Below are 15,786 nucleotides of genomic sequence, written 5' to 3'. Positions count from 1 at the left end.
GAAGGACACCCACACATGCCCATGGACTTCGACGTCCAGACCCACGCCCGTACGCTCGCCCTCCGCTCCCCGGACCACTACCGGGTGGGCCCGTTCACGGTGCGCCACAACGTGAACTGGTCGCTGAAGTACGCCAACTACGCGATCCCGGACCAGGGCGCGGAACCGACACCCGGCGAACTCGACGCCCTGGTCGCGGCGTTCCGCGAACGGGACCGGATGCCGCGTCTGGAGTACCTGCCCGGCTGGGCGCCCGCCGTCGAACCCGCCCTGCTCGCCGCCGGGTTCACCGTCGAGAACCGGGCCCCGATCCTGGCCTGCGCCCCCGGCGGCCTGCTGCCGCCGAAGCCGGTGGACGGTCTGGTGACGGCCGAACCGGTCACGGCGGCGGAGTTCGATGCCGCCGCGCTCGTCCAGCACCTGGGGTACGGCGGGACCGGCGAGCCGGAGGGCGGCGAGGCGGAGTGGCTGCGCGACGCGGCGGCGAACGGCGGCGTCGCCGCGCTCGCCACCGTCGACGGCATCCCGGCGGGTGCGGGCGGCTGCTCGGTCCCGGTCGACGGCCTCAGCGAACTGGCCGGACTCGCGGTCTCGGCGGACTTCCGGCGCCGCGGCATCGGGGCCGCCCTCTCCACCCACCTCACGGCGACCGCCTTCGAGCGGGGCTGCCGGGTGGTGTGGCTGGAGCCGGGCGACGCCGATGTGGAACGGATCTACGCGTCCATCGGCTACCGCAGGATCGGCGAGAAGCTGAACATCTCGCTCGATCCGGAACGGGAAGCCGGCTGACTCGGACCAGCCGTCGGGCTCGGACCGGTCGTCGGGCTCGGACCGGCCGTCCGCTCAGACCAGCCGTCGGGCCGTCGCCCAGCGGGTCAGCTCGTGGCGGTTGGAGAGCTGGAGCTTCCTGAGCACCGCGGAGACGTGCGACTCGACCGTCTTCACCGAGATGAACAGCTGCTTGGCGATCTCCTTGTACGCGTACCCCCGGGCGATCAGCCGCAGCACCTCGCGCTCGCGCTGGGTCAGCCGGTCGAGGTCCTCGTCGACCGGCGGCGCGTCCGTCGAGGCGAAGGCGTCGAGGACGAAGCCGGCCAGCCGGGGCGAGAACACCGCGTCGCCGTCCTGGACCCGGAAGACCGAGTCGACCAGGTCGGCGCCGGTGATGGTCTTGGTGACGTAGCCGCGGGCGCCGCCCCGGATGACCCCGATGACGTCCTCCGCGGCGTCCGAGACGGACAGCGCGAGGAAGCGCACGGGGTTCTCCACCGCGCCCATGAACGGGGCGCAGCGGCGCAGCACCTCGACGCCGCCGCCGCCCGGCAGGTGCACGTCCAGGAGGACGACCTCCGGGCGGGTCGCGGTGATGACGGTGACCGCCTGGTCGACGTCGGCGGCCTCGCCCACGACCTCGACGCCGGTCTCCTCTGTGCGGCCGATCTCGGCCTGTACGCCGGTGCGGAACATCCGGTGGTCGTCGACGAGCACGACTCGTACCCGGCGCTCCGGGTCCGCGTGGCCCCCGGTCGCCTCAGTGGTCCCGTTCATCGCTCGTCCTCTCCATCTCCAACTCGACTTCCGTGCCCCCGCCGGGCACCGAACGCAGCCGGGCGGTACCGCCGTTGCGCTGCATCCGGCCGATGATTGACTCTCGTACGCCCATTCTGTCCCCCGGTACGGAGTCCAGGTCGAATCCCGGTCCCCGGTCGCGTACCGACACGAAGACCGTGCGGCCCTCGACCTCGGCGTAGACCTGTACGGCGCCACCCTCGCCACCGTACTTGGCGGCGTTGACCATCGCCTCGCGCGCGGCCTGCATCTGTGCGGTCACCTTCTCGTCGAGCGGGCAGTCGCCGACGACGACGACCTCCAGCGGGACGCCGTGCTTGTCCTCGACCTCGGCGGCGGCGCGTTTGACGGCCTCGGCCAGCGTCTCGGGTTCGTCGTCCTCGTCCTTGCCGGTGCCCTCGGGGTTGTAGAGCCAGTTGCGCAGCTCGCGTTCCTGGGCGCGGGCCAGTCTGCGCACCTCGCCCGCGTCCTCCGCGTTGCGCTGGATCAGGGTGAGGGTGTGCAGCACCGAGTCGTGGACGTGGGCGGCGACCTCGGCGCGCTCCTGGGCCCTGATGCGCATCAGGCGTTCCTCGGAGAGGTCCTGGGTCATCCGGACGAGGTAGGGACCGGCCAGCAGGGCGATGCCGGTGAGCACGGCGATGGCCGCGGTGAGGACGTTGCCGAGCTGGGCGGCCGAGCCGCGGACCACCATGAAGCCGGCGAGGCCGAGGCCGACCAGGGCGACTCCGGCGAGCCCGCGGGCCAGGTTCAGGACCCGGCGGCGGCTGCCGACCTCCATCCAGCGGGCCCGGCGGGCGTTGTCGGCCTGCCGCCAGACCAGGACCGAACCGGCGCCGATCAGCAGGGTGGGCCAGATGTAGCGGTCGGCCTTGCTGCCCATGTCGACGTTGCCGACGAAGATCACGGCGCCGATGAGGAGCGCGACCAGGGCGAAGACCTGGCCCCGGTCGGGTTTGCGGAGCCGGCGTCTGCCGTCGGGGGCGGTCTCGAAGACGGAGCGGGGGCTGTCCACGCCGCCGACGCCGAGCGGGACGACGATCCAGAACACGGCGTACAGGAGCGCGCCGAGGCCGTCCGCGAAGAACAGTCCGAGGAAGACGAACCGCACCCAGGCGACCGGCAGCCCCAGGTGTCCGGCGAGACCGCGTGCGACGCCGCCGAGCAGCCGTCCGTCGGCGCTGCGGTACAGCTTGCGCAGCGGTGGCTCCTCCGGGTCCGGATTGAGGGAGCTGGCGGCTCGGGTGGTGGCGGCTGGCATGACCCGATCGTCACACGTGTGTGCGGCCGGTGGCATCAGGGTCGGCCCCCACTTCGACCCTGAGAGCCGCGTGCGGAGCGAAGGGACGGGAGCGAACGGGCGGGCGCCGGTAGCCGGAACGGTCCCTTCAGGGTCGGGCGGGGACGATCTCAGGGTTCGTCCAGGGTCGGGGCGGGTGCCGGACGTGCCCGGCGCCCGTCACCATGGAGCCATGACCGTTCCCCAGGATGCGCCGCCCGGCGCCGTACCGTCCGCCGGGCCCGGCGGGCGGCTGCGGCGCAGCTCGCGGCAGAAGGTGGTGGCCGGGGTCTGCGGCGGCCTCGGCCGGTACTGCGACGTCGATCCGGTGATCTTCCGGATCGTGCTCGGGGTGCTCTCCGTGACCGGCGGTCTCGGGCTGATCTTCTACGGCTTCGCGTGGCTGCTGGTCCCGCTGGACGGCGAGGAGGAGAACGAGGCGCGCCGGCTGCTGTCGGGCCGGGTCGAGGGGGCGTCGCTGATCGCGGTGCTGTTCGCGCTGGTCGGCTGCGGGCTCTTCCTGTCGATGCTGGGCAACGGCGGCACACTGGCGTTCGCCGCGATGCTGTCGCTCGCGGTGATCGGCTTCTCCGTGTGGACGCAGCACCGCAGGACGGGCGATCCGCAGGGCCCGCTGCATCCCGCCGCCGCGCAGGCGGTCTCGGACGCGCCGCCGGAGGTGAAGGCGCCGCCGAGGCCGGGCAGCCCGTCCTGGTGGCGGGACCCGATCATCAAGGACGGCACCACGGGCCCGGTGGGTCCCGGCTATCTGTGGGGGCCGGCGGACACCACGCTGGACAGCCGGGCGGCCGGGCCGCGCGGGGCGACGGCCACCGACCCGTTCCGGACGCCCAGGAAGTCGCGGCAGAACGCGGAGCCGACCTCGATCGCCGGGGCCGTCTTCCTGCTGGCGGTGGTGGCGGGCGCGGTGGGCGCGCGGGCGAACTGGGACAGCCAGCCGTTGGGGCTGAGCCTGCAGATCGGGCTGACCGCCGCGCTCGCGGTGTTCGGGGCCGGGATGCTGGTCAGCGCCTTCGTCGGGCGGACCGGCTTCGGCACGGTGCTGCTCTCGATGATCACCGCGGGCCTGCTGGCGGGGGCGTCCGCGCTCCCGGCCAACATCACCGCGCACTGGGTGCGCGAGGAGTGGCGCCCGGCCACGGTCGCGGCGGTGCAGCCGCGCTACGAGGTGGGCTCAGGGGTGGCGGACCTGGATCTCACCCGGGTCGCGGTGCCGAAGGGCGACACGCTCAGGACCCGGGTGGAGGTCGGTGCGGGCCGGGTCGTCGTGCGCGTGCCGAAGGCGGTCACCGTGCGGCTGAGCGCGCGGGCCGGCCTGGGTGACGTCACGCTGCCTGACGGGTCGCCCGGCGGCGGGTCGCGCCAGGGCGACGTGGACATCAGGATCTCGGAGAACGAGCACCGGACGCTGTCCCCCGAGCCGGGCGGCCCGCCGGCCGGCACTGTCGAACTCGATCTGGAAGTCGCCCTCGGACAGGTGGAGGTCACCCGTGCTTCGTCATGAGATCCGGCCCGGACGGGCGGTGGCGGGCCTGGTGATGATGGGTCTGGCGGCCGGTTACGGGGCGGACGCCGCCGGTCTCTGGCACGCTCCGTGGGTGTTCTTCGTCGCGCTGTTCGCCGGCGGCCTCTGCATCGCCGTGCTGACCACCTGGGTCGCCTACCGGATCCGGCGCCGCCGCGGCGGGAGGATGCCGTCCACCGAGAACGACGTGGCTCCGCCGAGCAGCAGCGGCAGCCAGGCCATGAGGTAGATCAGGTCGTTGCCGAGGTAGTACGGCTCGGTCTGCCAGCTGACGGTCAGCCACAGGCTCAGCGAGATCAGCGCGCCGCCGAGCGCGGCGATCCTGGTCCACAGGCCGAGGAGGGTCCCGAGCCCGACGAGGAGTTCACCGATCGCGATGGCGTAGCCGAAGCCGGACGGGCTCTTGAGCGCGAGGTCGACGAGGGCCGGGATCGCGGCGGAGTCCCGGACCGCGTTCATCGTCTCGCCGATGGAGCCGGTGCCGGTGCTGTGGAAGAAGGCGCTGTCGGTCAGCTTGTCGAGCCCGGCGTAGACGAAGGTGGCCCCGAGGAAGATCCGCAGCGGCAGCAGGGCGTGCTCCCGTGCCAGCTCCCGCAGGCTCTTCGGCTCGCCCAGCCCGCGCCCGTTCATGCCGTAGTGCATTGGTGCCCCGCCTTCCGCAGCCCTGCGGCGGACCGCCCGGCCCCGCCCACAGGGCCATTCGACCCTCGCCGGACCGTTCGACCCGTCACCAGACCCTAAGGCCTTCCGGGTGGCCGGCTCCCGAGGGCCCCGAGGGCCCCGGGGCTCAGTCCGTCACGTCGATCTCGACCCGGTTCGACTCCGTGCCGGACGCCGTGACCACCTGCACCTCGACCACCCCCGGCTCCACCTCCACCGGCACCGGCACGGTCAGCACGGTGTCGGTCGGGTTGGCGAAGCCGCCCGGGACCGGGACCAGCGGGACGTGGACGTGGACCGGGCCGATCCGCACGACCATCCGGGCCAGCCGGTCCGGGGCCCCGGCACCGGGCGGCACGAATCCCGCGCCGCGGATCTCGATGTCGTCACCGGTACGGATCGGCGCGTCCAGATCGCCCGCCTCCCGGGCCCTGACAACCGACAGCACCACGGGCCGGCCGGACTCCGTGTACTTGCCCGCGAAGTACGCCGCCGCCGAGACGGCCACCAGCAGGGCCAGCCCCCAGGGCAGATCGGGCAGCTGCTCGGGCCGCCGGGCGAGGCGGACCGCGGCGAAGAGCACCGCGACGGTGGACACCAGCACGTACTGCACGTCCGTGAAGCCGCCACGCCCCGCGTCGTCGGTGAGCAGGTCGGCGGCGCGCGGCCGGTCGGCCCGCAGCTTCTGGAGCCGTCCGGACAGCACCCGTACGCCCACCACCCGCCGGACCACCACGGCGATGGCGCACACCAGTGCCAGCACGGTCACCACCCCGGCGCCGCGCGCCAGGTCCAGGCCCTCGATCAGCGCGTCGCGCTGGTCGTGGCCGGAGGCGACCGCCAGCTGGAGCGCGAGGACGAGTACGGAGAAGACCGCGAGCAGCACCCAGGACGCGGCGACCGCCCGGGAGGTGGAGAGCCGGTTGTCCTCACCGATCAGCGGGGCGAGGAGACCGCCGCGCCCCCGGTGGACGTGGGCGGCCCCGGTCAGCAGCGCGGCGGTGACGAGTCCGGCGACCAGCCCTGCGGTGCGGGCGTGGCTCCAGCCCGCGCCGATCGCGGTGGCGGCCTCCGCGACGGCCAGTACGGCGACGGCGCCCCACACGATGACCAGGGTGCGCTGCCACACCCGGTACAGCCAGGCGTCGCCCGCCTCCCGGCCCCGGTCCGCGACGGCGCGCGCGGACTGGGTCAGCTCGTCGGAGACCCACTGCCGGGTCGCGGAGGGCGACTGGGCGACGGCCGCGGGCAGCCCCTGACCTGCGGCGAGCCCGTCCCGCTTGGCCAGGAATGCGGCCACCGCGCGCCGGTGTCCCTCGCGCGCTCCGTGCGGGCAGTCGCCGCACGTACAGCCACCGCCGTGTGCGCCTTGTCGTGCCTCGTCCAACGCCACGGAGAACGCCGCCCTTTCCCGCCCCGGTACAGCTGTGGTCAATCCAACTCAGCTGTGATTGCTGCGAATTGTGCCGTACCGGACGGGCTGCTCCCGCATCGGGGCGCATCGGGCGGGTGGGTTCGTCAGAACGTTCGAGCGATGCGCTGCCACTGCGGCTGGTAGTTGATCCAGGCGACCAGGTCGCTGCCGAGCTGCTCCCGGGTGGTGAGCGCGTCCCGGTGCTCGATCAGCACCGGCTTCCCGGCCGCCCGCGCGGCCAGCTGCACCTGGCAGGACCGCTCAAGGGTGAGGAACCACCAGGCCGCCGCGTCCACCGAGTCACCCACGGTCAGCAGTCCGTGGTTACGCAGGATGACCGCCTTGCGGCCGCCGAGCGCGGCGGCGATCCGGCGCCCCTCGTCCTCGTCCACGACGACGCCCGTGTACGCGTCGTAGAGGGCGTGGTCCTCGTAGAAGGCGCAGGACTCCTGGGTGATCGGCTCGATGAGCTCCCCCAGTGCGGCCAGCGCGCGCCCGTGCACGGAGTGGGTGTGCGCCACGGCTACGACGTCCGGGCGGGCCCGGTGCACCTGGGCGTGGACGGCGAACGCGGCCTGGTTGACGTGGTGGCGGCCCTCGACGACCTGCCCCTCCCCGTTGACCAGGATCAGCTCGTCGGGGCGCAGCCCCTCGAAGGGGGCGCCGAAGGGGTTGACCCAGAAGGAGTCGGTGAACTCCGGGTCGCGCGCCGTGATGTGCCCGGAGACGCCGTCCTCGTACCCGTACTCACCGAACAGCCGCAGCGCCCCGGCCAGGCGTTCCCTGCGGTACGCGCGTTCCTCTTCGAGGGAGGTGTGCACGGGCGGCATCGCGAAGTGGAGCTGGTCCACCGGTATGGGTGTGGGCTCGGGCATGGCGGCTCCTCAAGACTCCCCGGCGTACGGGATCAGACGTACGGAATCCGGAAGTTACCGCCGGTTGCCGCAGGTGGCCAGAGGTACGACGATGCCGCCGCCCGGAGGCCGGGCGGCGGCATCGTCATGAGCGAGGGAGCGGCGGGACTACTCCCACTCGATGGTGCCCGGGGGCTTGCTGGTCACGTCGAGGACGACGCGGTTGACGTCGGCCACCTCGTTGGTGATGCGGGTGGAGATCTTGGCGAGGGTCTCGTACGGCAGTCGCGACCAGTCCGCCGTCATGGCGTCCTCGGAGGAGACCGGGCGCAGCACGATCGGGTGGCCGTAGGTGCGGCCGTCGCCCTGGACGCCGACGCTGCGGACGTCCGCGAGCAGGACCACCGGGCACTGCCAGATGTCGCGGTCCAGTCCGGCCGCGGTCAGCTCCTCGCGGGCGATGGCGTCGGCATCGCGGAGCAGGTCGAGCCGCTCCTTGGTGACCTCGCCGACGATCCGGATACCGAGACCGGGGCCGGGGAAGGGCTGGCGCTGGACGATCTCGTCCGGCAGGCCCAGCTCCTGGCCGACCATCCGGACCTCGTCCTTGAACAGCTGGCGCAGCGGCTCGACGAGCTGGAACTCGATGTCGTCGGGGAGGCCGCCCACGTTGTGGTGGGACTTGATGTTGGCGGTGCCGGTGCCGCCGCCGGACTCGACGACGTCCGGGTAGAGGGTGCCCTGCACCAGGAAGGCGACCTCGGGGCCGTCCTCCTGGAGGATCTCCAGCTGGGCCTGCTCGAAGACGCGGATGAACTCGCGGCCGATGATCTTCCGCTTCTGCTCCGGGTCAGAGACACCGGCCAGGGCGTCCAGGAAGCGCTTCTCCGCGTCGACGACCTTCAGCTTCGCGCCGGTCGCGGCCACGAAGTCCTTCTCGACCTGCTCCGTCTCGCCCTTGCGCATCAGCCCGTGGTCGACGTAGACGCAGGTCAGCTGGGAGCCGATGGCCTTCTGCACGAGGGCCGCTGCCACCGCGGAGTCCACGCCGCCGGAGAGGCCGCAGATGGCGCGCTTGTCGCCGACCTGGGCGCGGATCGCGGCGATCTGCTCCTCGACGACGTTGGTGGTCGTCCAGTTCGGCTCGATGCCGGCGCCCCGGTACAGGAAGTGCTCCAGCACCTGCTGGCCGTGCGTGGAGTGCAGGACCTCCGGGTGGTACTGGACGCCGTAGAGCTTCTTCTCGTCGTTCTCGAAGGCGGCGACCGGCACGACGTCGGTGGACGCGGTGACGGTGAAGCCCTCCGGGGCGGCGGAGCAGGCGTCGCCGTGCGACATCCACACCGACTGCTCGTCCGGGGTGCCCTCGAAGAGGGTCGAGCCGCTCTTGGAGACGGCGAGCGCGGTACGGCCGTACTCGCGGGCGCCGTTGTCGTCGACGGTGCCGCCGAGCGTGGTGGCCATCAGCTGGAAGCCGTAGCACATGCCGAAGACGGGGACCCCGGCCTCGAACAGCGCGCGGTCGAGCGAGGGCGCGCCCTCCGCGTACACGGAGGAGGGTCCGCCGGACAGGATGATCGCGCGGGGGTTCTTGGCCAGCATCTCGGCCACCGGCATCGTGGACGGCACGATCTCGCTGTAGACCCGGGCCTCACGGACACGGCGGGCGATGAGCTGGGCGTACTGAGCGCCGAAGTCGACAACGAGGACCACGTCGGTGGTGGTGTCGGGGGCGGCGGGGGGTGCTGCTGGCACGGGGCGGCCTTCCGGCGGTGGAGAGGGGGTCGGTTCTTCCGATTCTACCGGCCGTGGACCATCGCCCCGCCGGGCTCCCGTCTCACCATCCGGGCCCGGCGCGAGCCCCGGCCGGGAGTGGGTCCATACTGTCTGCCATGCGTCAGCACACGACCTTCGTCTTTACCTATGGCACCCGGCCCGCCGGCTGCCATGGTCGTGCTGCTTGAGCAACTGACAAGCAACGTTCCAGGCGCCCCGGGCCGACAGGCCCGGGGCGTTCTGGCGTTCCGGGCCAAGTCGGTTCCGTGGAGCCGCAGCTACCCGGGAGACCCACCATGAGCAGCACCGCAGCCACCCGCACCGCCGCGGAGACGACCGGCGCGCACACCGAGGAGGCCGCGTCCCTGATCGGCGACGCCCGTGCGCGCATCGACACCCTGGACGACCGGATCATCGGTCTCGTCCAGGAACGGATGGCCGTCTCCTCGGTCATCCAGGAGGCCCGGATCACCTCCGGGGGCCGCCGGGTGAACCTCTCCCGGGAGATGGAGATCCTCGGCCAGTACCGGGACGCGCTCGGCAAGCCCGGCACCTCCCTGGCGATGACGCTGCTGGAGCTGTGCCGCGGCCGTGTGTGACCCGCCGCTGGCCGGACGGCCCTTGGCACCGCAGGGCTGTAGGGGCGTATCCCAGTTCGGGCGGGGTCTCACCCGTACGGCGCGTGACCGGGCCCGCCGCGGCTTCGTTGGTCCCGGTGTCCGTGCCAGCCAGGGGCGGCGGTGGAAGGAAACCACGCGTGGCTCCGCCGGGGCGTGTGGCGTACCGCAGGTACGCCGTGGGACCGCGCACCGGCGTGCGTGACCGGTCGGCAGGGGACAGCAGCCCGGTCACCCGCAGGGTCCGCCCCCAGGGGCTGGGTCCTCGAAGGAACGGCCGGCTCCGGGGACGCCCGGGGCCGGCCGTTCTTCTGTGTCCGCTCCCGCGCGGTCCGGCTTCGGCTCAGCGGGCCGCGCGGCGGCGGGAGACCGTGTAGAGGACCCCGCCCGCGACCAGGGCGGCCGCGGCCGCGGCGCCGGTCATCAGGGCGACGGAACCGGTCGCGGCGAGGCCGCCGCCGGAGTCACCGCCGGTGCTGCCCGACGAGGACGAGCCGGCCGAACCGGTGGAGCCGCCCGACGCGCTGCCGCCGGAGTCGCCCGAGCCGCCGGTGGAGCCGGTGGAACCGGTGGTGGTGCCCGTCGAGGTCGCGCCGCCCGAGCCCGTGTCACCGTCGCCCGTGGTGGCTCCGGAGTCGCCCGTGCCGGAGTCCTTGGCGTTCAGGACCAGCGAGGCGGTGTTGTTGGCGGGCTCGGGGTCGAACCGCAGCTTCGGGTCCTGGAGGAAGGGGTTGCGGACCACGACCTTGCCGGAGGCCCCCTCGACCACCTTGGTGATCTTCAGCTCGAAGGGCAGGGCGAAGTCGGCGTCCTCGCGTACGGACATCGGGGTGGAGCAGAAGTAGCGCGGGGCCGCGGTCTGGTTCTCGCGGTACTCCCCGGCGGCCGTCACACCCCGGCAGGACTCCGGCTTGGCGACGACCGAGGCGCCCTCGGGGACGGTGACGTCGACGGTGGCGACGTCCTCGCCGGAGCGGATGTAGCCGATCCACGCGGGACCCCGGTTACGGAATCCGACCTTCACCTCGACCGAGCCGCCCGCTCCGCCCTTCGCGCGGTCACCGTACGCCGCGAAGTCGGCGGTGTTGGCGGTCCGGAAGTCGGCTTCCTGCTGGTTGTCGCTCGGGTCCAGGTCGGCGGTCAGGGCCGCCGGGGCCTTGCGCAGGGCCAGCGTGGCGCCCTTTCCGGGGCTGTACTCCGCACCGGCGCGCTGCGCGGCACGGGCGGCGGAGCCGTCCTCCTCGATGCGGTAGAGGAAGGAGTCGTAGAAGGCGCGCTCCGTGGCCCTGATGGCGGGCGGCTCGGCCAGCGTGTAGGCGACGCCGGGCTCGTAGCTGCCGTCGAAGGAGCACAGGGCGGTGGTCCAGGCGCCGGGGCTGCCCATGCCCCCGTCGGACTCGCTGTACTCGCAGTTCCGGTACCGCTCGGTGAACTCCATGCCGCGCGTGTACCGCAGGGTGAGCAGCACGCCGTCGGCCGCGCGGGTGCCGTTGTTCGTGAAGGTGACGGGCACCGGCTGGGTGTCGCCGGTCTTCAGCTCCGTCCTGAACGGCAGCTGCTCCATCGACAGGTCGGGGCCGCCGATGCCGATCCGGGCGGTGAACGAGGTGAACGTGGCCCCGTCCGCCTCCGCGGTGACCTCGATGGCGCCCGTGTCGCCGTCCTCGCTGCCCTTCGCCGCGGTGACGTCGAGCTCCGCGAGGGTGCTCACGCCGGGGAAGATGCCCCAGGCGTGGCAGACCGCGCTCGTCCCGGTGACCGTGCAGTCGGCGCTGCCCTTCTTGCCGAAGGCCACGTCCGCGACACCCTTGATCCCGCTGAGGTCGAAGCGGACGGTGTACTCGCCCTCGAAGGCGCCGTTCTCCTCGTCCTCCGAAGGGTTGTTGACCGTGAAGCCGAGCGAGGCCTTCTGCGGGGTGCCCGTCGCCGGGTACGGGTGCAGCGCGGTCCCGGCCGGACCGCCGAGGGTGAACTCGGGGGCGGCGGCCCGCGCCGGAGCGGTCAGAGCGAGGGATCCGGCGGCCAGCAGACCGGCGGCGGCGAATCCTCCCGCGGCCCTGCGCAGAGCGGCTCTCGGGGTCGTGCTTCTCATATCGAGGGCTCTCCGGGTCGTGAGGAGCTGGGTGATCGCCTTTGCGGCGACGTGGGTACGACCACGGGCCCGGGTGAATAGTTGCGCGGCTCCGGATCACGGATCGGGCACATCGCGAGGCGTGACCGACGTCACATAAGGATTTTGTGAACTTCGGGACAACCATCGGGATGCCTTGCAGGTCATGCATGCGGAACCACCGGTCACATCCGTAACTCGGCTTCACCGGTAGAGCATGAGGGGCTGCACTCGGAGGGGGGTGCAGCCCCTTCTGCTGTCCCGGGTCAGGTGTCCCGGGTCAGGTGTCCCGGGTCAGGTGTCCCGGGTCAGGGCTTCCCTGCCCTTCCGGTCTTCTTCCGCGGCATCGCGGGCATCCCCAGGAACGGCAGCCGCAGCGCGCCGAAGGCCTCCGCCGGGACGGCCGGCGCCTGCGGTTCGACCGCCGCCAGCCGCTCGTACGGCTCTCCCGCCGCCGGACGGGGGTCCCGCTCCCCCTTGTTCGGCCAGAAGGACATGGCCCGCTCCGCCTGCGCGGTGATCGTGAGCGACGGGTTGACGCCGAGGTTGGCGGAGACCGCGGAACCGTCGACCACCGAGATGCCCGGGTGCCCGTACAGCCGGTGGTAGGCGTCGATCACCCCGTCCTCCGCGCTCGCGCCGATCGGGCAGCCGCCGAGGAAGTGCGCGGTGAGCGGGGTGCCCATCAGCTCACCGATGTTGGAGCCCGCGAAGCCGTTGATCTCCTCCGCGAGCAGCGTCGCGCCGCGGGTGGCCTCCGCGATCTGGGTCGGGTTGGGCGCGCCGTGCCCCTGCCGGGCGGTGAGCAGGCCCTTTCCTATGCCGCCCGGCTTGCGGTAGGCGGTCAGGGAGTTGTCCAGCGACTGCATGACGAGCCCTATGATCGTCCGCTCCGACCAGCGCCGGTTGGAGAGCGAGCGCATGGCGAGCGCCGGGTGCCTGGCCATGCTGCCGAGCCAGCCGAGCACCCGGTGGGTGCTGTAGGGGACCTGGAGGATGGTCATCCCGCCCATCGCGTTGGACCCCTTGCCGTAGCGGACCGGTTCGATGTGGGTGTTCTCGTCGGGGTGGATCGAGGAGGTGATGGCGACGCCCCTGGTGAAGTCGGCCTTGGTGCCGTGCTTCTTGCGGTAGCGCCGGTCGGAGGTCTGCGCTCCGACGAGCCCTTCGGAGTTGGTCCGGGTCAGCTCGCCGAGCCGGGACGAGATGCGGGGCAGCAGTCCCCGGTCCTTCATCGTGTGCAGCAGGGTCTGGGTGCCGTACGTACCCGCCGCCACGACCACCTGGCGGGCGCGCAGCCGGGTCGGTTTCGCCTTCCGGCGGCGGTCTGTGGGCACGGTGGTGACGCGGTAGCCGCCCTCCGGGTGGTCGGTGACCGCGACGACGGAGGTCATCGGGTGGATGACCGCTCCGGCCTTCTCCGCGAGGTGGAGGTAGTTCTCGTTGAGGGTGTTCTTCGCGCCGTGGCGGCAGCCCGTCATGCATTCGCCGCACTCGGTGCAGGCCTTGCGGGCGGGTCCCGCGCCGCCGAAGTACGGGTCCGCGACCGTTCCGCCGGGCTTGGCCCGCGCCGTCCCGTCGGCGTCCTTGCCGTCGCCGAAGAAGACCCCGACCGGGGCGAGATGGAAGGTGTCCCCGACGCCCATCGCCTCCGCGGCCGCCTTGAGGTGGACGTCGGAGGGGGTCGTCGTCGGGTTGAGCCGGACCCCGAGCATGCGGGTGGCCTGGTCGTAGTACGGCTTCAGCTCGTCCTGCCAGTCGGTGATGTCCGCCCACTGGCGGTCCTCGAAGAACGGCGCCGGGGGCACGTACAGCGTGTTGGCGTAGTTCAGCGAACCGCCGCCGACCCCCGCCCCGGCCAGCACCATCACCTTGCCGAGCAGATGCACCCGCTGGATGCCGAAGAGCCCGAGGGCGGGGGCCCAGAGGTAGTTCTTCAGGTCCCAGGAGTTCTTGGGCAGGGTGGCGGGGGTGAACCGGCGGCCGGCCTCCAGGACGCCGACCCGGTATCCCTTCTCGCTCAGCCGCAGGGCCGACACCGCGCCGCCGAAGCCCGATCCGACGACCAGTACGTCGTAGTCGTACGCGGCGTCGTCGTCGGCCGCACCGCCGGGTCCGGCCTGATTCTGGGCAGGGCTGTCCTGGGACATGGCACTCCTCCGTACGAAAAGGACAGAAATGCTGCGGTGGTGCGGGGGCAGCGGGGTCAGCGCAGGCGGAAGACCTTCATCGCCTTCAGGCTGCGGCTCATGAGCGCCGCGTACTTCTCGTCGTCCATACCGAAGGACGGGGCGAGCGGGATCAGCCGCTGCTGGGCGACCGTCTGGGCCTCGGTGTACTTGAGGATGCCCTCGGAGCCGTGCCGGCGGCCGAGACCGGATTCCTTCATGCCGCCCATCGGGGACTGCACGCTGCCGTACGCGGGGGCGTAGCCCTCGTTGATGTTGACCGTGCCGGTCCGCAGCCGGGCGGCGACGGCGTGGCCGCGCCTGCCGTCCTTGGTCCAGACACTGGAGTTGAGGCCGTACGGGGTGGCGTTGGCGAGGCCGATGACCTCGTCCTCGTCACTGAATCGGTAGATGGAGACGACCGGTCCGAAGGTCTCCTCCGTGCAGACGGCCATCGGCGCCTCGACGCCGTCCAGGATGGTCGGCTCGTAGAAGAGCGGGCCGATGTCGGGGCGGGCGACGCCGCCCGCGACGAGCCTGGCGCCCTTCTCGACGGCCTCCGCGACATGCCGGCTGACGGTCTCCAGCTGGCGCTCACCGACCAGCGAGCCCATGTCGGCCCCGTAGGCGAGGGAGTTGCCGAGCCGCATCGCCTTCGTACGGGCGGCGAAGCGCTCCACGAAGTCGTCCGCGACCGACTCGTGCACGTACAGCCGCTCGATGGAGATGCAGAGCTGGCCGGCGGAGGAGAAGCAGGCCCGGACGGCGCCCGCGGCGGCCTTCTCCACGTCGGCGTCCTTCAGGACCAGCATGGCGTTCTTGCCGCCGAGCTCCAGCGACACCCCGACGAGCCGGGCGGCGGCGCCCTGGGCGACCTCGCGGCCGGTGCGGGTGGAGCCGGTGAACGAGACGTAGTCGGCGTGCTTGACGACCTCGGGTCCGACCACCGGTCCGTCACCGAGCACGACCTGGAACACCTCGGCGGGCAGCCCGGCCTCGATCAGCAGGTCACGGGCCCACAACGCGGTCAGCGCGGTCTCCGTGTCGGGCTTCATCACGACGGCGTTGCCGGAGACGAACGCGGGCAGCGCGTCACCGACGGACAGCTCGAAGGGGTAGTTCCAGGGCGCGATCTGGCCGACGACACCGCGCGGCTGACGCAGCTCGGTGACCTTGGTGAGGGTCGGCACGACACCCGTGTGCCGCTTCGGCTTCAGGTACGAGCCGGCCTTGCGGCCGTAGTGCCGGGCGGCGACGGCGACGGCCTGCACCTCCTCGTGGGCGTGCAGCCTGGCCTTGCCGGTCTCCAGCTGGATGAGGTCGAGGACCTCCGACTGGCGGCCGAGCACGAGGTCGTGGAAGCGCAGCAGCACGGCGGCCCTGGCCCGGACGGGCAGCGCGGCCCAGGCGGGCTGGGCGGCGCGGGCCCGCTCGAAGGCGTCGGCCACGTCCTCGGGGGTGGACTCCGGCAGATCGGCCAGCTTCTCCCCGGTGAACGGGGTGTGGTTGGCCGTGCGGCCGGAGCCGACGACGCCACGGGTCAGCTGGGCGATCACCTCGGGGGTCACGACGTCGGCGGCCGTGCGCACGCCCGCGGGCGCCGCGGCCACCGGGTTGGTGCCGACAGCGGCGGCGGAGGTGGGCGTGGAGGCCTGCGAGTCCGTCATGAGGGCGAGAGTACGTCCAGCCGGATGCTTTGGGTACCCGTGGGTAACGGCTTTTCACAGTCCCCACAAGAGCCCTCCGCCGGCCCCCGCCGATCGAGCCAGTGTCCACTGGCTACATAAGCGCTG

Annotated in this window: 12 protein-coding genes; 3 read left to right on the top strand and 9 right to left on the bottom strand. The window is 72.4% G+C overall.

All coding sequences use genetic code 11. From position 1 onward, the window contains the following. Positions 1–15 precede the first annotated feature (15 nt). A complete protein-coding gene (locus OG892_RS24885) occupies positions 16–789 on the top strand; it encodes a GNAT family N-acetyltransferase (RefSeq protein WP_371630321.1) in 774 nt (257 codons plus the stop codon). 54 nt (positions 790–843) lie between these two features. Here OG892_RS24885 and OG892_RS24880 read toward each other — a convergent pair whose 3' ends face one another. After that, positions 844–1,548 (bottom strand): response regulator transcription factor, encoded by a 705-nt coding sequence (locus OG892_RS24880; RefSeq protein WP_073732601.1) that lies wholly within the window; start codon positions 1,546–1,548, stop codon positions 844–846. Continuing rightward, entirely contained in the window at positions 1,532–2,830 is a 1,299-nt protein-coding gene (locus OG892_RS24875) for a PspC domain-containing protein (protein WP_371630320.1), read from the bottom strand. Before OG892_RS24875 ends, OG892_RS24880 begins: the two co-directional genes overlap by 17 nt. Positions 2,831–3,041: 211 nt before the next feature. On the opposite strand from OG892_RS24875, the gene OG892_RS24870 reads away from it, so the two are divergent. Beyond that, positions 3,042–4,373: a PspC domain-containing protein gene (locus tag OG892_RS24870; protein ID WP_371630319.1), complete on the top strand. Its 1,332-nt coding sequence runs from the start codon at positions 3,042–3,044 to the stop codon at positions 4,371–4,373. Between the two features lie 156 nt (positions 4,374–4,529). Here OG892_RS24870 and OG892_RS24865 read toward each other — a convergent pair whose 3' ends face one another. The 4 genes from OG892_RS24865 to guaA all read right to left on the bottom strand — a co-directional run bounded on the left by OG892_RS24865 (position 4,530) and on the right by guaA (position 9,077). After that, the gene (locus OG892_RS24865; protein ID WP_328865727.1) at positions 4,530–5,036 is read right to left on the bottom strand and encodes a DoxX family membrane protein; all 507 of its coding nucleotides are present in this window, start codon (positions 5,034–5,036) and stop codon (positions 4,530–4,532) included. Positions 5,037–5,181: 145 nt separating this feature from the next. Then, positions 5,182–6,447, bottom strand: coding sequence for a hypothetical protein (locus tag OG892_RS24860; RefSeq protein WP_073732606.1), 1,266 nt, complete (start codon positions 6,445–6,447; stop codon positions 5,182–5,184). 125 nt (positions 6,448–6,572) lie between these two features. Then, complete coding sequence (locus tag OG892_RS24855) at positions 6,573–7,343, bottom strand: class II aldolase/adducin family protein (RefSeq protein WP_371630318.1); 771 nt, start codon at positions 7,341–7,343, stop codon at positions 6,573–6,575. A 147-nt stretch (positions 7,344–7,490) separates the two neighbouring features. Further along, the gene (guaA, locus tag OG892_RS24850; protein ID WP_073732608.1) at positions 7,491–9,077 is read right to left on the bottom strand and encodes a glutamine-hydrolyzing GMP synthase; all 1,587 of its coding nucleotides are present in this window, start codon (positions 9,075–9,077) and stop codon (positions 7,491–7,493) included. A 317-nt stretch (positions 9,078–9,394) separates the two neighbouring features. Here guaA and OG892_RS24845 point away from each other — a divergent pair, with 317 nt between their 5' ends. Further along, complete coding sequence (locus tag OG892_RS24845; protein ID WP_073732609.1) at positions 9,395–9,697, top strand: chorismate mutase; 303 nt, start codon at positions 9,395–9,397, stop codon at positions 9,695–9,697. Between the two features lie 361 nt (positions 9,698–10,058). Here the strand turns inward: OG892_RS24845 and OG892_RS24840 are convergent, their stop codons facing one another. The 3 genes from OG892_RS24840 to OG892_RS24830 all read right to left on the bottom strand — a co-directional run bounded on the left by OG892_RS24840 (position 10,059) and on the right by OG892_RS24830 (position 15,660). After that, on the bottom strand, positions 10,059–11,807 hold the full coding sequence (locus OG892_RS24840; protein ID WP_371630317.1) for a peptidase: 1,749 nt from the start codon (positions 11,805–11,807) through the stop codon (positions 10,059–10,061). Between the two features lie 326 nt (positions 11,808–12,133). Beyond that, positions 12,134–13,975, bottom strand: a complete 1,842-nt coding sequence (locus OG892_RS24835) for a GMC family oxidoreductase N-terminal domain-containing protein (protein ID WP_371630316.1) — start codon at positions 13,973–13,975, stop codon at positions 12,134–12,136. 56 nt (positions 13,976–14,031) lie between these two features. Next, positions 14,032–15,660: a succinic semialdehyde dehydrogenase gene (locus OG892_RS24830; protein WP_371630315.1), complete on the bottom strand. Its 1,629-nt coding sequence runs from the start codon at positions 15,658–15,660 to the stop codon at positions 14,032–14,034. Positions 15,661–15,786 lie beyond the last annotated feature (126 nt).

The organism is Streptomyces sp. NBC_00341 (genome assembly GCF_041435055.1).
Lineage (GTDB): Bacteria > Actinomycetota > Actinomycetes > Streptomycetales > Streptomycetaceae > Streptomyces.
The sequence above is the reverse complement of the archived record's forward strand: the minus strand, read 5'-3'. Positions and strand labels throughout refer to the sequence as shown.